15 protein-coding genes are annotated in these 17,463 nt (G+C 42.4%); 13 read left to right on the plus strand and 2 right to left on the minus strand.

The window, feature by feature from the left end; translation table 11 throughout:
- Window positions 1-46 precede the first annotated feature (46 nt).
- The 5 genes from LKD41_RS11065 to LKD41_RS11085 all read left to right on the plus strand — a co-directional run bounded on the left by LKD41_RS11065 (window position 47) and on the right by LKD41_RS11085 (window position 4,329).
- Complete coding sequence (locus tag LKD41_RS11065) at window positions 47-1,354, plus strand: O-acetylhomoserine aminocarboxypropyltransferase/cysteine synthase family protein (protein WP_022242480.1); 1,308 nt, start codon at window positions 47-49, stop codon at window positions 1,352-1,354.
- Between the two features lie 80 nt (window positions 1,355-1,434).
- Window positions 1,435-2,265: a delta-lactam-biosynthetic de-N-acetylase gene (locus tag LKD41_RS11070; protein WP_117946662.1), complete on the plus strand. Its 831-nt coding sequence runs from the start codon at window positions 1,435-1,437 to the stop codon at window positions 2,263-2,265.
- Window positions 2,266-2,575: 310 nt separating this feature from the next.
- Entirely contained in the window at window positions 2,576-2,941 is a 366-nt protein-coding gene (locus tag LKD41_RS11075) for a CidA/LrgA family protein (protein ID WP_117698178.1), read from the plus strand.
- A complete protein-coding gene (locus LKD41_RS11080) occupies window positions 2,934-3,626 on the plus strand; it encodes an LrgB family protein (protein WP_022242483.1) in 693 nt (230 codons plus the stop codon). Before LKD41_RS11075 ends, LKD41_RS11080 begins: the two co-directional genes overlap by 8 nt.
- 46 nt (window positions 3,627-3,672) lie before the next feature.
- Entirely contained in the window at window positions 3,673-4,329 is a 657-nt protein-coding gene (locus tag LKD41_RS11085) for a FadR/GntR family transcriptional regulator (protein ID WP_022242484.1), read from the plus strand.
- A gap of 145 nt (window positions 4,330-4,474) precedes the next feature.
- On the opposite strand, the gene LKD41_RS11090 is transcribed toward LKD41_RS11085, so the two are convergent.
- On the minus strand, window positions 4,475-4,981 hold the full coding sequence (locus LKD41_RS11090; protein WP_117946658.1) for a flavin reductase: 507 nt from the start codon (window positions 4,979-4,981) through the stop codon (window positions 4,475-4,477).
- A gap of 111 nt (window positions 4,982-5,092) precedes the next feature.
- Entirely contained in the window at window positions 5,093-6,355 is a 1,263-nt protein-coding gene (locus LKD41_RS11095) for a peptidoglycan-binding protein (RefSeq protein WP_227701194.1), read from the minus strand.
- A gap of 92 nt (window positions 6,356-6,447) precedes the next feature.
- Between LKD41_RS11095 and truA the strand changes: the two genes are divergently transcribed.
- The 8 genes from truA (at window position 6,448) to folE (ending at window position 17,452) form a co-directional block, all read left to right on the plus strand.
- Window positions 6,448-7,185, plus strand: a complete 738-nt coding sequence (truA, locus tag LKD41_RS11100; RefSeq protein ID WP_227701208.1) for a tRNA pseudouridine(38-40) synthase TruA — start codon at window positions 6,448-6,450, stop codon at window positions 7,183-7,185.
- 19 nt (window positions 7,186-7,204) lie between these two features.
- Window positions 7,205-8,965, plus strand: coding sequence for a single-stranded-DNA-specific exonuclease RecJ (gene recJ / locus LKD41_RS11105; protein WP_227701195.1), 1,761 nt, complete (start codon window positions 7,205-7,207; stop codon window positions 8,963-8,965).
- Window positions 8,966-9,087: 122 nt separating this feature from the next.
- Window positions 9,088-10,026: an alpha/beta fold hydrolase gene (locus tag LKD41_RS11110; protein ID WP_227701196.1), complete on the plus strand. Its 939-nt coding sequence runs from the start codon at window positions 9,088-9,090 to the stop codon at window positions 10,024-10,026.
- A 14-nt stretch (window positions 10,027-10,040) separates the two neighbouring features.
- Window positions 10,041-11,120 (plus strand): DUF1002 domain-containing protein, encoded by a 1,080-nt coding sequence (locus LKD41_RS11115; RefSeq protein ID WP_227701197.1) that lies wholly within the window; start codon window positions 10,041-10,043, stop codon window positions 11,118-11,120.
- A 208-nt stretch (window positions 11,121-11,328) separates the two neighbouring features.
- A complete protein-coding gene (locus tag LKD41_RS11120) occupies window positions 11,329-13,251 on the plus strand; it encodes a DNA gyrase/topoisomerase IV subunit B (protein ID WP_022242491.1) in 1,923 nt (640 codons plus the stop codon).
- A gap of 95 nt (window positions 13,252-13,346) precedes the next feature.
- On the plus strand, window positions 13,347-15,584 hold the full coding sequence (locus LKD41_RS11125) for a DNA gyrase/topoisomerase IV subunit A (RefSeq protein ID WP_118087320.1): 2,238 nt from the start codon (window positions 13,347-13,349) through the stop codon (window positions 15,582-15,584).
- A gap of 1 nt (window position 15,585) precedes the next feature.
- On the plus strand, window positions 15,586-16,908 hold the full coding sequence (locus LKD41_RS11130) for a bifunctional folylpolyglutamate synthase/dihydrofolate synthase (RefSeq protein WP_227701198.1): 1,323 nt from the start codon (window positions 15,586-15,588) through the stop codon (window positions 16,906-16,908).
- Window positions 16,898-17,452 carry a GTP cyclohydrolase I FolE gene (gene folE, locus LKD41_RS11135; RefSeq protein WP_022242494.1) on the plus strand — a complete coding sequence of 185 codons (555 nt, stop codon included), beginning with the start codon at window positions 16,898-16,900 and terminating at the stop codon, window positions 17,450-17,452. Before LKD41_RS11130 ends, folE begins: the two co-directional genes overlap by 11 nt.
- The last annotated feature ends 11 nt before the right edge of the window (window positions 17,453-17,463 follow it).

The raw sequence follows: 17,463 nt of genomic DNA on the forward strand, positions 1-17,463 counted from the left end.
TAACATCAGAGTGACAGAAATAAATAACAGAACGGAGAAAAAGAAGATGAGCACAAAGAAAAGCAGAGCAGAACGTAATTTAAAATTTGAAACTTTACAGTTACATGTAGGACAGGAAAATCCGGATCCGGTGACAGATGCAAGAGCAGTACCTATTTATCAGACATCATCCTATGTATTCCGCAACAGCGACCATGCGGAAGCAAGATTTGGTCTTGCAGATGCAGGAAATATTTATGGAAGACTTACGAATCCGACAGAAGATGTATTTGAGAAGAGAATTGCAGCATTAGAGGGTGGAGTTGCAGCGTTGGCAGTAGCATCCGGAGCAGCAGCAATTACTTATACGATTGAAAATCTTGCACAGAATGGTGACCATATTGTAGCTGCAAAGAATATCTATGGTGGTTCTTATAACCTGTTGGAGCATACACTTCCACAGTACGGCATTACAACAACCTTTGTTGAGCCGGAGCCGGAAGCATTTGAAGCAGCAATCAAAGACAATACAAAAGCATTATATATTGAGACATTAGGAAATCCTAACTCAGACGTAGCTGATATTGAAGCCATCGCAAAAGTAGCACATGCACACAAGATTCCATTAGTCGTAGATAACACTTTTGCAACACCTTATCTGGTTCGTCCGATTGAGTATGGCGCAGACATCGTGGTACATTCTGCAACAAAATTCATTGGTGGACACGGAACAACAATTGGTGGAGTTATCGTAGACAGCGGAAAATTTGACTGGGAGGCAAGTGGAAAATTTGCATCTTTAACTGAGCCAAACCCAAGTTATCATGGCATCAGCTTTACCAAGGCAGTAGGACCGGCAGCATTTGTAACCAAGATTCGTGCAATCTTACTCCGTGATACCGGAGCAACTTTATCTCCGTTCCATGCATTTATCTTCTTACAGGGATTAGAGACATTATCCTTAAGAGTAGAACGTCATGTACAGAATGCATTGAAGGTAGTAGAGTTCTTAAATAACCATCCACAGGTGGAGCGTGTAAATCATCCTGCAGTAAGTACAGATCCAAAGCAGCAGGAATTATATAAGAAATACTTCCCGAACGGTGGCGGTTCTATCTTTACCTTTGAAATCAAAGGTGATGACAGAAAGGCAAAAGATTTCATCGACAATCTGGAAATCTTCTCCTTACTGGCAAATGTTGCAGATGTAAAATCTCTGGTGATTCATCCAGCATCAACCACGCATTCCCAGCTTAGTGCAGAAGAATTAGAAGAGCAGGGAATCAAACCGAATACCATCCGCCTTTCTATCGGAACAGAAAATATCGACGATATTATTGAAGACTTAGAGGAAGCATTCAAGGCAGTAGAGTAAATGACTGAAAGAACTAAAATGAAAAGCATGAGATAAAAGAAGTCTCATATACTTTAGAAAGAGTATATGAGGCTTTTTTTATGAAAAAATGGAAAAGGATACTGGCAGTGGCGGTAATGCTGGCATTGGTATTTTGCGCAGGCCGTGGGAGTGCAGTGCTGGTAAAAAGCTGGCAGAATGGCGGCTTACTGGGAGTAAATGCAGTGGCATCTACAACAGAGAACTGGGGACTTGGATTTGGTGAATCGGGGACACAGCCAACCGGAAATGCCACACCGGAAGAATTGCGGAAATATAATACATATTTTATTGGTAATGGCGATGATAAGGTGATTTACCTGACCTTTGACTGCGGCTATGAGAATGGAAATACGGAGAAGATACTGGAAGCATTGAAAAAGCATGATGTAAAGGCAACCTTCTTTGTAGTAGGGCATTTCTTAGAGACCAGTCCGGATCTGGTAAGGAAAATGGTGGAAGAAGGTCATACCGTAGGAAATCATACTTATCATCATCCGGATATGTCAGAAATTGCAGATGTATCGTCATTTCAAAAGGAAGTTGAAGATGTCAAGTTACTTTATGAAGAGATTACAGACAAGGAGATGGTTAAATTTTACCGGCCGCCTCAGGGGAAATACAGTGAATCAAATCTGAAAATGGCAAAAGAATTAGGTTATTATACTTTTTTCTGGAGTCTTGCCTATGTGGACTGGGATCCGGATAATCAGCCAACAAAAGAAGAGGCCTTTGAAAAACTCACCGGACGTATTCATCCGGGAGCTGTTGTGCTGCTGCACAATACTTCAAAGACCAATGGTGAAATATTAGATGAACTACTTACAAAGTGGGAAGAGATGGGGTACCATTTTGGTACTCTGGATGAGTTAATCGCAGGTTCTAATTCTTAGAAAAATGCTCTTTATAGACAGCTTAAGTATTATTATATTTAAAAGAAAGGTGGTGAAGAGTATTTTCCACTGGTAACACTTTCTATTGCTATGATAAGTAATAGGAATTATACCTTTCGAAATATGAGTGAATTTTCGGGCGAACTGGTAAAAAAGAAAAAAGCGGCAAAGCATACAGAGGGAAACAGTATTCAGATTTTATAGAATTAGAAAATGAATAAAATTTTGAAAAATCATTAAATAAAACTTGTCTTTTTACTTCTTTTGTATTATACTCTTTGATTGGTAATACCAATCGGAGGATTTAGAAATGAAGTATTTTAGACAGTTTTTTTTAATTCTGGCAATTTCTTTTGCTGGAGAAATTCTGCATATGGTGCTGCCATTACCGGTTCCTGCAAGCATTTACGGACTGGTGTTAATGCTGCTTGCTCTGGTAACGGGTATCGTTAAGATAGAACAGGTGAAGGACACTGCGATATTCTTAATTGAAATTATGCCGGTGATGTTTATTCCGGCAGCAGTAGGACTTCTGGACTCCTGGAGCGTTCTGCGTCCGACTATTGTGCCGGTGATTGTCATTACAGTACTTACGACGATTATTGTTATGGTCGTGACCGGAAGAGTGACACAGAATGTGATACGAAAGGGAAGGGAGAAAGAAGAAAATGAATAATTTTGCAGGAGATACCCTTTTCTTTGGTGTAGTAATCAGTCTCATTGGATATGAAATCGGAGCACTGTTAAAGCGTAAATTAAAGCTGGCGCTGTTTAATCCACTTTTGATTTCTATTATTTTTGTTATGGTTGTATTAAGTGTAGGCAGGATTGACTATGACAGTTATTATGAAGGAGCAAAGTATTTAAGCTATCTTTTAACCCCGGCAACGGTATGTCTTGCTGTTCCGTTGTATGAGCAGCTGGAATTGTTAAAGAAACATAAAAGTGCCATTGTAGCAGGAATTATATCCGGTGTCATTGCAAGTATGGGAAGTGTGCTTCTTTTTGCGGTGATATTCCATCTGAATCATGAGGAATATGTAACCCTTCTGCCAAAATCCATTACCACAGCAATTGGAATGGGAGTATCTGAAGAACTTGGAGGAATCGTAACGATTACGGTGGCAGTAATTATCATTACCGGAGTTTTGGGAAATATGATTGCAGAAGTGGTATGCCGTGTATTTCATATAGAAGAGCCGGTGGCAAAGGGACTGGCACTCGGTACTTCCGCCCATGCAATCGGAACCGCCCGTGCCATGGAAATGGGAGAAGTAGAAGGAGCAATGAGCAGTCTTGCCATTGCAGTAGCAGGACTTCTGACGGTAGCAGCAGCAACTGTATTTGCTAATTTTTATTGATGTATCTATGATGCAATAATTTTGCAAGGGATGAAAGGAGATTCAGATGAAGGACAGAGAGTATAAGAGGGTAATGGCATTCGTAAAAGATGGAATACGGAGCGGGGAGTTTCGGGTAGGCAGTAAGCTGCCAACAGAACGTGAAATGGCAGAAACACTTGGTATGTCACGTCCATCTATCCGGGAAGCATTAAAGAGTATGGAGAATATCGGATTGATTGAAAGCCAGCAGGGCTCCGGCAATTATATCTGCTGCAACATGGAAAAAAGCCTTTCAGAAGTAATTAATATGATGCTGCTATTGCAGCAGATAGATAAGGATGAGCTTGCAGAGGCACGCTGCCTTTTAGAATATACAATAGGTCTTCTTGCGGCTAAAAACATGGGTAAACAGGATTTTGCGGAGTTAAAAGCACTGGCAGAATCTATGCAGAATGCTGACCAGCAGAGAAGTTATGAGATTGACCGGGAGTTTCATCAGAAATTAATATTAGGTTCCGGCAACCGTTTCATGATTACGATTATGCAGGTATTTTCTGAAATTTATAAGGAAAGTATCCGAAAAGGCTGGGAAAATGCAGATGCCGAGAAATTTGAAAAAATGTGGAAGCTTCATGTAGAAATTGCAGAAGCAATCGAAACGGGAGACCAGAGAAAAATCGATGCTGCCGTACAGGCACATTATGATATTATTCATAAGTAAAATGATGGTAAAAAAAGTCTGGCAGAAAAGAAGGAGCCAAGTTTGCTTGAACGAACTTGGCTCTTTCTTTTCTGCCAGACTTTGGCGAGCATCGCGATAACTGTAGAAACTTGCAAAGCATGTTTCCCATGGTTACGCGAGTAGCTTAGCGGGCAAGTACTTCTAAGATTTCACCTACATACATGGTGTGAAGGTTGCCATCGGCATACCAGCTGCTTTCGATAGAAGAATCAATAAACTGGTCCGGAGTCATCTTTGTAGCAGATAATTTACGGCAGATAAATACCAGATTTCCTTCGTCAATATAAGGTGTGTCCTTGCAGTAATCAAGATGCATTCTTGCATTTTCAATTTTATTTTCATCACGTCCGGAAACAGCTCCAAGATATTTTAAAGCTCCTTTATTGGACTCATCTAAAAAGGTCAGTGAAAATGTCTCTCCATTATCAATAAATTCTTTGGTATAGCGTGTATCTCTTACAAAGATGTAGACAACATTTTTGCCCCAGAGGACGCCAACACCGCCCCAGCTTGCAGTCATTGTATTTGCTTTCTTCTCATCACCTGCTGTAATTAACATCCATTCTTTACCGATTTTAGTAAATGGATTCATTTCCATAAGGTCAATTGGATATGGTTGAAATGTATGCATTATTTTTCCCTCCAGTAAATTCGTAATATGAATTTAGTATAGCATTGTATTTTCATAATTACTATGGATTTGTGGTAAAAAGAATTCCCGAAAAGGTTTAAGTTATGAAATTTATTGATATAATTCTGCAATTCTTGAAACAGCCACATAAATTTCGGAAATACGGTACCAGGTACGGAAATCTACAATTCCGGTAACCGGAAGCCCAAAGATGGACTGGAATTTTTCTACGGCAGCTTTGGTTGCAGAACCATAAATGCCATCCACGGCAATAGTCGGAAGCGCAGGGTAGTTACGTGCAATCCGGTTCAGCTGCTCCTGCAGCATCCGCACCTTATCCCCGGTAGAACCAACCTCAAGGTTGATGCCCGACCAGGAAGCAGGCACACCACTGATTTCATCCGCCGTGTTGATATACATACTGCTGCCGTAATAATAGCGCAGAATTTCAATGGTGGAATACCCCTGGTCGGCTAAGTATTTCGAACCCCACTGAGTCATCCAGTTCGGGCAGCTTACCCGCTGCCCGTCACAGTACTGGGTCAGAATCGGCTGGCGGACGTTCGGGCGGGAAAGGTAGCTGTTAAACATCTCATCGACGATATTGGAAATATTGGAAAAAATGTTTCTGCCGTAGACAAATTTGTGGTCAAAGGCGGTGGAAGAAGTAATGGTAAAATCATAGCCTTTGTTCCGGTACCACTCCGTATACACCCGGTTCAGGGTAAAGGACATAATCGCTAAAATATTTGCACGGAGAGCAGCATCCGGCCAGGTAGCATAGATTTCGCTGGAGGCAACATTTTTGATGTAATCCCGGTAACGGACATAGTAGTCGTTGGCGGAAGAATCACTTGGCGGTCCGTCATGGACAATGACATATTCCGGGATGACAACACGGCTTAAGACAATCTCGCCGCTTTCAGTCATCGGCTTGATTTCATCCTCTGGGATTTTCGGCGGAAAATTCCCATAGAGAGTGTTGGCTGTTATAACAATATTTCGTTCCAGTGGATTTTCCACGGTGGCAGTTTCCATCCGGACATTTTGGATGGAAGTTTTATCCGGCAGAACGGAGATACCGGAAATATTGATGGGACGGTAGCCGGACGCATTTACCTGAATGGTATATTCCGAGTAAGGCTGGAATTCAGAAGGCTCCATACTATATTCTAAGGGGGGAGCCGGCAGTTCAACTGCTGCAGTCTGACCGGAAATGTCAGTTGATAGTTCTTTAATAATTTCAGTAGGATTTCCCGTATAGGAGAGACGGATGGAGGCATCTTTAATGGGGAAAAAGCCACGCTCTGTGGTGACATGAATCTGCAGTTGTCCTCTGTCTGTGGCTTTTTGCATATAAGAAAGGTTTGACATATGGAAACCTCATGATATTTATTCCATAAAGTATATGCCGGAAAGCGGGAAAACGTGTTATACTGTTGCAGAATGAATGGAGAGAAAACATGATAAATTATAAAATGATATTGCAATACGATGGCAGCAGATACAGCGGATGGCAGGTTCAGGGAAATACAGAGCAGACCATTCAGGGAAAGCTGCAGTCGGTATTGGAGAAAATGACAGGAGAAGAAATAGAGATACATGGCTCCGGAAGAACGGATGCGGGTGTGCATGCCATGGGACAGGTGGCAAATTTTAAACTTCAGAGCGCATATGAACCGGAAGAGATAAAGCGGTACTGTAACCAGTATCTGCCGGAGGATATTGTGGTATTAGAGGTATCCGAAGTACCGCTTCGGTTTCACAGCAGATTAAACGCAGTAAAAAAGACTTATTGCTACCGCATTTTCTTAGGGGAGAAGCCGGATGTATTCCGGAGAAAATATGTAACACCGGTGGCAGAAAACCTGAATATTAACAAAATGAAGGCAGCGGCGGAAGTGCTGCTTGGAACCCACGATTTTACTTCTTTTTGCGGCAACCGTCATTTCAAAAAATCGGCAGTACGGACGATTTATGAGATTCGGATAGAAGAGAAAAAGGATGAACTTGACATTTCTTTTACCGGAAATGGATTTTTACAGAACATGGTGCGAATCCTTACCGGAACACTGTTAGAAGTTGGAACGGGAAAGCGGGAAGTTCGTGAGATGAAAGAAATATTAGAGGGCAGAAACCGCAGTCTGGCAGGACCAATGGCAGCAGCAAAGGGACTGGTGCTCATAAATGTGGAATATGAATAGATAAGGCAGAGAAAGCTTCATGGAGAAATGGATTGAAATCAGAAAAGGCGGCAATTTCATGGAAATGGCAAAGAAATATGGAATTGACCCACTGATTGCCCGGATTATAAGAAACCGGGATATAATAGATGAAAAAGAAATTACAGAATATTTGTATGGTGGAAAAGAGGCATTACATAATCCTCATTTATTAAAGGATGTGGATAAAGCTGCAGAAATTATTGCAGAGGGCATTGCAGAGAAAAAGACCATGCGTATCATTGGTGATTATGATATTGATGGTGTCAATGCAACCTATATTTTATTAGATGGAATCCGCCGGTGCGGCGGCAATGTGGATGCTGCAATCCCGGACCGGATGAAAGATGGTTATGGAATCAATGAGCATTTAATCGAGCAGGCATTGTCCGATGGAAAAGAACTTTTGATTACCTGTGACAATGGAATTGCTGCAATCAACGAGATTAATTTTGCAAAGGAAAAAGGAATGACCGTTGTGGTAACAGACCACCATGAGATTCCTTATCGTAATACAGAACAAGGAAAGGAATTTCTACGGAGCAATGCGGATGCCATTGTAAATCCCAAGCAGGCGGATTGTCCGTATCCCTGCAAAGGAATCTGCGGAGCAGTAGTGGCGTGGAAGCTGGTGCAGGTGCTTTATGAGAGAATGGATATTCCGGTGGAAGAAGCGGATATTTTTATTGAAAATGCAGGCTTTGCAACGGTGGGGGATGTCATGGACTTAACCGGAGAAAACCGTATTTTGGTAAAGCTTGGGTTAAAAGCGTTAGAGCATACGAAGAATCCCGGAATGAAAGCGTTGATTGCAAAAAACAAGCTTTCTGACAAGCCGTTGAGTGCATATCATATCGGCTTTGTATTGGGACCATGTATCAATGCCAGCGGCAGACTGGATACGGCAAAACGTTCCCTGGAGCTGCTGCTTGAGCGGGATGAAGTAAAGGCTTCTGCACTGGCAGGCGAATTGGTGGAGCTTAACGAAAGCCGGAAATATATGACACAGCAGGAGACACAGAAGGCATTGGAACAGATTGAAAAGGAAGGCCGGGAAAAAGATAAAGTATTAGTGGTTTACCTGCCGGAATGCCATGAGAGTCTTGCGGGAATCATTGCCGGAAGAATCCGGGAAGCCTATCAGAGACCGGTATTTGTACTGACCAGAGGAGAAGAAGGAGTCAAAGGCTCCGGTCGTTCCATCGAAGCCTATTCCATGTTTGATAAAATGACGGAAGTGGCGGAGCTGTTTACAAAATACGGCGGACATCCTATGGCAGCAGGACTTTCCATGCGGGAAGAAGATATTGATAAATTGCGGGAACAGCTTAATCAGAAGGCAGAACTTTCTGAAGAAGATATGGCAGAGGTGGTAAGGCTGGATGCGGTGCTTCCAATGTCCTATTTTACGGTAGATACCATCCGGCAGTTAAGTGTGCTGGAGCCTTGCGGAAAGTCCAATACCAAACCGGTATTTGCAGACCGTAATATTAAGGTTACGAGAGCTGGTATAGTGGGCGTAAACCGGAATGTGTTAAAGCTTCATTTGTTGGATTCAAAGGGGAATCCGATGGCAGGAGTCTATTTTGGAGAAGTGGAAAAATTTCTTACATTTCTCAGTGAAAAGTTTGGCAGTGAAGAAGTGGATGCAGCTATGCATGGAAAAGAAAACAGCATACAGTTTGCAGCCGTTTATGAGCCGGCAGTGGACACTTACAGTGGAAGAGAAAGTGTACAGGCAATAATACGGCGGTTTAGGTGAAACTTTAGGAATTTAAGAAAAATTTAATAGAGTATTATGGTTTTTGCAGGACGCTTCGGTTGTAAAAAGGGCAGAATCATTGTAAAATATAAGGGATTTATAACATACAGGGGGTATATTATATGACGAAAGAGGAAGTGTTTTCTTTCCCTTCCGCAGATGGGCGAACCACAGTTCATGCAGTACGATGGACTCCGGAAGATGGAAAGTATCGTGCAGTTTTACAGATAACACATGGTATGGTGGAATATATTGAGCGCTACCGGGCTTTTGCAGAATTTTTAAATGACAATGGTTTTCTGGTGGTAGGTCATGATCATATCGGACACGGCGAATCCGTTGTATCTAAGGATGAATGGGGATTTTTTGCAGAGCATCCCAGCGATACGGTGGTTGCCGATATGCATACACTCCGGGAGATAACACGGAAAGAGCATCCGGGTGTGCCTTATTTTATGTTAGGACACAGCATGGGTTCTTATATGCTTCGGAAATATCTGGCGATACATGGAGAGGGACTTACCGGTGCTATAATTATGGGAACCGGCTGTATTCCGGACAATACCACAAAGCTTGCCATGCTTATTGCAAAGCTGCAGGCAGCATTTTTCGGCTGGCATCACAGAAGTAAATTATTACAAAAATTATCTTATGATAAATACTATCATCAGTTTGACCTGACAGGAAAAGATGCTTCCAATAGCTGGCTGACCAAGGATGAAGAAATAGTAAAAACCTATTATGCAGACCCGAAATGCACGTTTGTATTTACGGTAAATGCTTATATGGGACTGTTTGAGGCAGTTCTTTTTGACAACCAGCAGGAAAATATTGAAGCAGTTCCAAAGAGTCTTCCGTTATTCTTTATATCGGGAGCAATGGATCCGGTGGGAGGCTGCGGCAGCGGCGTAAAGAAGGTATATAATAAATTTGACGCAGCCGGCAAAGAGGATATTACCTGGAAATTATATGACAACGACCGTCACGAAATCTTAAATGAGACAGACCGTGATGTTGTATATCATGATATTCGGGCATGGATGAATGTTCACCTTGCCTGAAAAAGGAGGAAAAAATGAAAAAACATATCAAAAAAATAATGGGAATGGGATTGGCATGTATGCTGTTTCTTGGAGTGCCATTTCAGGCATCCGCAGCAGAAGTGACCGGTACCTTATCGACAGAGATATCCGGGGAAGATGGTGCGGCAGACGGAGCGGATAACAGTTCCGATGCAGCAGCAAATCCGGACAGTGGAGCAGACAGCAGCACGCCGGATGCCGGAGCAGCTGCAGATAACCCGGCAGCAGCCAATGACAAAGCAGATGACAATGTTGTAATCAAGGAAAGCGACAAACCATATCTGGCATTGGGTGCAGACTTATCCGAAGACCAGAAGAACACTGTTTTAAGCCTGATGGGAATTGACCCGGCACAGCTTGGTAACTATGACGTAGTAACAGTAAGCAACTCTGAGGAGCATCAGTATCTGGACGCTTATATTCCATCTTCCCAGATTGGAAGCAAGTCCTGGTCCTCCGTTGTGATTGTAAAGAAGGAGAAAGGAAATGGAATCAACATTTCCACAAAGAATATTTCTTATTGTACCGTTGGTATGTATAAAAATGCACTGGTAACAGCAGGGATTGAAGATGCAGATATCATTGTAGCAGGACCGAAAAATATTTCCGGAACCGCTGCATTGGTTGGCGTATTTAAAGCATATCAGGAAATGACTGGTAAAGAGCTTCCACAGGAAAATGTGGATACCGCATTAAATGAGCTGGTATTAACCGGACAGCTTGAAAGCAGCACCGGAGCAGATTCTGAGTCGGTAGAAGGTCTGGTAGCATACTTAAAACAGCAGATTGCAGAGAATGGCCTCACCGATGATGACAGCATTCGCAAAGCCATTGATGAAGCTGCAGATAAATTTGATGTGACACTGACCGAAGACCAGAAAGCACAGTTATTAGAGCTTTTGAAGAAAATTGGTGATCTGGACCTTGATGTGGACAGTCTTGTAAATCAGGCAAAATCCATTTATGACAAGATTGAAAACCTTGGTGCAGATGGAATCTTTGATAAGATTGGAAGCTTCTTCTCAAATCTGTTTTCATCTATTGCAGATTTCTTTAAGAATCTGTTTAGTTAAGACGGAATCTGTTATTGGCAGTTCAAAACAACTACTGAGATATTCTTGGTAGTTGTTTTTTACTTTGCAGGAAATTGTTTTCCTGTAAAGTAAAAAACGCTCCGCAGATAGAAATAAGAAAACACATGTTTGCCAAAAAAATCTCCATGTGTTATACTAGCCGCAGGGCTTCTTTTGAAGCAGTTTTTAGAAAGAAAGGAATGGAACAATGGCGAAACAGGAAACATATGATGCAAGCAGTATTTCCGTACTGGAAGGACTGGAAGCTGTCCGGAAGAGACCGGGAATGTATATTGGAAGCGTCTCAAGAAAAGGATTGAACCATTTAATATATGAAATCGTGGATAACTCGGTAGATGAGCATCTTGCTGGTGTATGTGATACCATCCGTGTTACATTAGAGGCAGATGGCTCCTGTACCGTAGAAGATAACGGTCGGGGAATTCCGGTGGGAATGCATAAGAAGGGCGTATCGGCAGCCCGTGTGGTATTTTCTACTCTGCATGCCGGCGGAAAATTTGATAATGCAGCATATAAGACCAGCGGTGGTCTTCATGGAGTAGGTTCTTCCGTTGTAAATGCACTTTCTACTTATATGGATGTAGAAATAAGCAGAGATGGTTATGTGCATCATGACCGCTATGAGCGTGGCGTGCCAACGGTAGAGCTGGTAAACGGACTGCTGCCGACAATTGGAAAGACGAAAAAGACCGGAACAAAGATTAATTTCCTGCCGGACCCGGAAATCTTTGAAAAGACAAGATTTAAAGAGGATGAAGTAAAGAGCCGTCTCCATGAGACTGCATATTTAAATCCTGCTTTAACTATTATTTATGAAGATAGACGTGGGGAAGAAGTAGAACATATTGAATATCATGAGCCGGATGGAATCATTGGATTTGTAAAAGAGATGAATCAGAATAGTGAATGTCTCCATGATGTCATTTATTATAAAGGAGAATCTGAGGGCATTTCTGTTGAAGTGGCATTCCAGTATACAACAGAATTTCATGAGAATGTGCTGGGCTTCTGTAATAATATTTACAATGCAGAGGGCGGAACCCATCTGACCGGTTTTAAGACAACCTTTACCCAGGTGATTAATTCCTATGCAAGAGAGCTTGGCATCTTAAAAGAAAAGGATGCAAACTTTACCGGAACAGATGTAAGAAATGGAATGACTGCCGTTATTTCCGTGAAACATCCGGACCCAAGATTTGAGGGGCAGACGAAAACCAAGCTTGATAACCAGGATGCGGCAAGAGCCACCGGAAAAGTAACCAATGATGAAATTCAGATGTACTTTGACCGTAACCTGGATACTTTAAAGGCAATTATCGGATGTGCAGAAAAAGCAGCAAAAATCCGTAAGACAGAAGAGAAAGCGAAAACCAATCTTTTAACCAAGCAGAAATTCTCCTTTGATTCCAATGGAAAACTGGCCAACTGCGAAAGCCGTGATGCCTCCAAATGTGAAATCTTTATCGTGGAGGGAGATTCTGCGGGTGGTTCTGCTAAGACTGCAAGAAACCGGATGTTCCAGGCGATTCTTCCGATTCGTGGAAAGATATTAAATGTAGAGAAAGCAAGTATTGATAAAGTATTGGCTAATGCAGAGATAAAAACCATGATTTATGCATTTGGCTGCGGATTTTCCGAAGGATATGGAAATGACTTCGATATCAGCAAGCTTCGTTATGATAAGATAATTATCATGGCAGATGCGGATGTGGATGGAGCACATATTTCAACGCTGCTTCTGACTTTGTTTTACCGGTTTATGCCGGAACTGATTTACGAAGGACATGTCTATATTGCGATGCCGCCTTTGTATAAAGCGATGCCAACTAAGGGAGAAGAGGAATATCTTTATGATGATGCAGCCCTTGCCCGCTATCGTAAGACGCACAAAGGCTCCTTTACCTTGCAGCGTTACAAAGGTCTTGGAGAGATGGACGCACAGCAGCTTTGGGAGACAACCTTAAATCCGGAAACAAGGATGTTAAAACAGGTAGAAATCGAAGATGCCAGAATGGCATCGGATGTAACAGAGATGCTGATGGGAACGGATGTACCGCCGCGTCGTAAATTCATCTATGATAATGCAAAGGATGCAGAACTTGACATATAAATTTCTATGAATCCGTAAGGAATCGCTGACAGCATATTTTTATGGATGTATGGGAAATGATAGAAGCAGAAAATCAGGAAGGAATTGGATAGATTATGGAAACGAAAGAACAGATTATCCGCACCGAATATTCGGAAGTAATGCAGAAATCTTATATCGATTATGCCATGAGCGTTATTATTGCAAGAGCATTGCCGGATGTCAGAGATGGTCTGAAGCCGGTACAGCGAAGAACACTTTATGATATGCACGAACTTGGCATCCGTTATGATAAACCTTATCGTAAATGTGCCCGTATCGTGGGAGATACCATGGGTAAATATCATCCGCATGGTGACAGCTCCATTTATGATGCACTGGTGGTAATGGCACAGGAATTTAAGAAGGGACTGCCACTGGTAGATGGTCATGGTAACTTTGGTTCCATTGAGGGAGACGGAGCGGCTGCGATGCGATATACCGAGGCGCGTCTGCAGAAGATTACCCAGGAAGCGTATCTGGCAGATTTAGATAAAGATGTAGTAGATTTTGTGCCAAACTTTGACGAGACAGAAAAAGAACCGGAAGTACTTCCGGTAAAGGTGCCGAACCTTTTGGTAAACGGAGCAGAGGGTATTGCCGTTGGTATGGCAACCAGCATTCCACCACATAATTTTGGCGAAGTCATTGATGGTGTCAAAGCATATATGAAGAATCCGGATATTACAACAGAAGAAATGATGAAATATATCAAGGGACCGGATTTCCCGACCGGTGGAATTGTGACCAACCAGGATGAACTGCTTTCCATTTATGAGACCGGAATCGGTAAGATTAAGGTTCGTGGAAAAGTAGAGATTGAAGCAGTAAAAGGTGGAAAAGAGCGCCTGATTATTACGGAAATTCCATACACCATGATTGGAGCCAATATTGGAAAATTCTTAAATGATGTCTACAGTCTGGTTGAGACCAAGAAGACAAATGATATTGTGGATATTTCCAATCAGTCATCCAAGGAGGGAATCCGCATTGTTATCGAACTTCGAAAAGGAGCAGATGCACAGAATCTTTGCAATCTCCTTTATAAGAAGACAAAATTAGAAGATACTTTTGGTGTCAATATGCTGGCAGTAGCAGACGGAAGACCGGAGACTCTGGGACTGGTTCCGATTATCCGCCACCATGTAAAGTTCCAGTATGAGCTTGCTACCAGAAAATATAAGACATTACTGGCAAAAGAACTGGATAAGAAAGAGATTCAGGAAGGCTTAATCCGTGCCTGCGATGTTATTGATTTAATAATTGAAATCTTAAGAGGAAGCCGTAATATCAAGGATGCGAAAAACTGCCTGATGAACGGTGTAACAGAAAATATTAAATTCAAGACAAAAGAATCCGAAAAGAAAGCTTCAAAGTTAAACTTTACAGAACGTCAGGCAACAGCAATTTTAGAGATGCGCCTCTATAAGCTGATTGGTCTGGAAGTGGAAGCATTGATGGATGAGCATAATACCACATTAAAGAATATCGCAGAATACGAAGATATTCTTACCAACCGCAGTACAATGGCGAAGGTAATTATGAAGGAATTGGATGGTCTTAAGAAAAACTATTCCAGAGAACGCCGTACCCGTATCGACAATGTGGAAGCTGCTGTTTATGAAGAAAAGAAGATGGAAGAGATGGAAGTGGTCTTCTTGATGGATCGTTTTGGCTATGCGAAAACCATTGATGTGGCGGCTTATGAGCGTAACAAAGAAGCAGCAGACAGTGAGAACCGTTATGTACTTCATTGTATGAATACTGGAAAAATCTGCATCTTTACCAATACCGGACAGATGCATCTGCTGAAGGTAGTCGATTTGCCGTTTGGAAAATTCCGTGACAAGGGACAGCCGATTGATAATGTAAGTAATTATGACAGCTCTAAAGAGCAGTTGATTTATATCACGGATCTGGCAGCACTGTGTACGCAGAAGCTTTTATTTGGAACTAAGACAGCCATGTTAAAACAGGTGGATGGAAAAGAATTTGACGTAGCAAAACGTACCACAGCTGCCACGAAGCTTGCAGATGATGATGCAGTTATATTCGTAGCACCGGTAGAAGAAAATATGACTATTGTTATGCAGTCGGCAAAGGACATGTTCCTTAGGATCGCAGCAGATACGATTCCTGAGAAGAAGAAGGGGGCAATCGGAGTCTGCGGAATGAAGCTTGCAGCAGGGGATGAACTGACCAACATCTATGCACTGGGTGAGGAAGAACCGCCAGTGGTCATGGTAAAAGATAAAGAAATTGCATTGAACCGGCTTCATATTGGAAACCGTGCAACCAAAGGAGTAAAGAAATAAATTGACATATCAGCAGGCACTTGCATTTGTAGAAGAAACAAAAAAATATGGCAGTATATTAGGACTGGACAGTATCCGGGCACTGATGAAAGAATTGGGCGATGTGCAGGAAGACTTATCTACCATTCATATTGCAGGAACTAACGGAAAAGGTTCCGTTGGAGCAATGCTTCAGGCAGTATTGGAAGAAGCCGGCTTAAAGGTAGGCAGATATAGTTCCCCGGCAGTCTTTTCCTATCGGGAAATCTGGCAGATAAACGGAAAAGCAGTTTCCGAAGAAGCATACGCTGCCTTGATGGAAAAAGTAAAGACAGCCTGTCTTACACTGACAGAAAACGGACTTCCGCATCCGACTTCCTTTGAGGTAGAGACTGCCGCAGCGTTTTTATATTTTAAAGAAGAAGCCTGTGATGTGGTGTTATTGGAAACCGGCATGGGGGGAAGAGAGGATGCAACCAATCTGATTACCCATCCCATTTGCAGTGTCATTACTTCTATCAGCATGGATCATATGCAGTTCCTGGGAAATACGTTATCAGAGATTGCATCTGCAAAGGCTGGAATCATAAAAGAGAACTGTCCGGTGGTATCTGCCTGGCAGGAAGATGCTGTGAAAGAGGTTCTTGTCAAGGAGGCAGAGCGGCTTAAAGCACAGCTGTACCAGCCGAAGAAGGATGCCATAAGAAATCTTTTGTATGATATGAATGGAATGCAGTTTGATTATGTAAGAGAAGATAATTCACAGTGGAAGATAAGACTCCCGTTGACCGGTGCCTATCAGGCAGCCAATGCAGCCTGTGCGCTTAAAGTAATAGAAGTATTGAAAGAGAAAACATTTCCGCAGCTTACCTTATCGGTGATACAAAATGGCTTCCAGAAAGTCTGCTGGAATGGGCGTTTTGAACGTGTTTTAGAGGAACCATTATGCATTCTGGATGGTGCCCATAATGAGGGCGCAGCACTGCAACTTGCAAAAACGCTGGAAAACTGTTTTACAAATCGTAAGATAACCTATATAATAGGGGTGCTTGCTGATAAGGCACATGAGAAGATTTTAAAGATAATGCGTCCTTATTCGGAAACTGTATATGCGGTAACGCCGCATAATGGCAGGGCACTTCCGGCAGAGAAGCTGTCGGAGGAAGCGAAGGCAGCAGGCTATCAAACAGTAATAACAGAACCTTTGATTGAAGATGCGGTAAGACATGCAATTGCTGAGAGCTCGAGAGAAGATGTGGTGCTGATATTTGGATCCCTGTCATATCTTGCAGAGGCAAAGCAGGCTGTCATACAGTATCGGGAAGGACAGAAGAATGATAGATAAAGAGAAAGTGGAAGCAGGTGTACGGCTGATATTAGAAGGCATTGGCGAAGATGTGAACCGGGAGGGCTTACTTGAGACTCCGGATCGTATTGCACGGATGTATGAAGAAATCTTTGGCGGAATGGACATGGATGCCGCAGAGCCTTTAAAGAAAAGATTTCATGCCAGCAATAATGAGATGGTAGTAGAAAAGGATATTACTTTTTATTCTACCTGTGAGCATCATATGCTTCCATTTTATGGAAAAGCCCACGTTGCTTATATTCCAAATGGAGAAGTAGTCGGCATCAGTAAGCTGGCAAGAACCGTGGAAATCTATGCAAGACGGCTTCAGATTCAGGAGCAGCTTACGGCACAGGTGGCAGATGCACTGATGGAGCAGTTAAAGCCGAAGGGTGTCATGGTCATGATGGAAGCAGAGCATATGTGTATGACGATGCGTGGTATTAAGAAGCCGGGCAGCAGGACGGTTACTTATGTGACCCGTGGAATCTTTAATGAGGATGAGCGTCTGGTAAATAAATTTTTCCAGATGGTGCGTTAGATATGGTGATG

The sequence above is a fragment of the Roseburia sp. CLA-AA-H209 genome, assembly GCF_020687575.1.
Classification (GTDB): domain Bacteria; phylum Bacillota; class Clostridia; order Lachnospirales; family Lachnospiraceae; genus Roseburia_C; species Roseburia_C amylophila.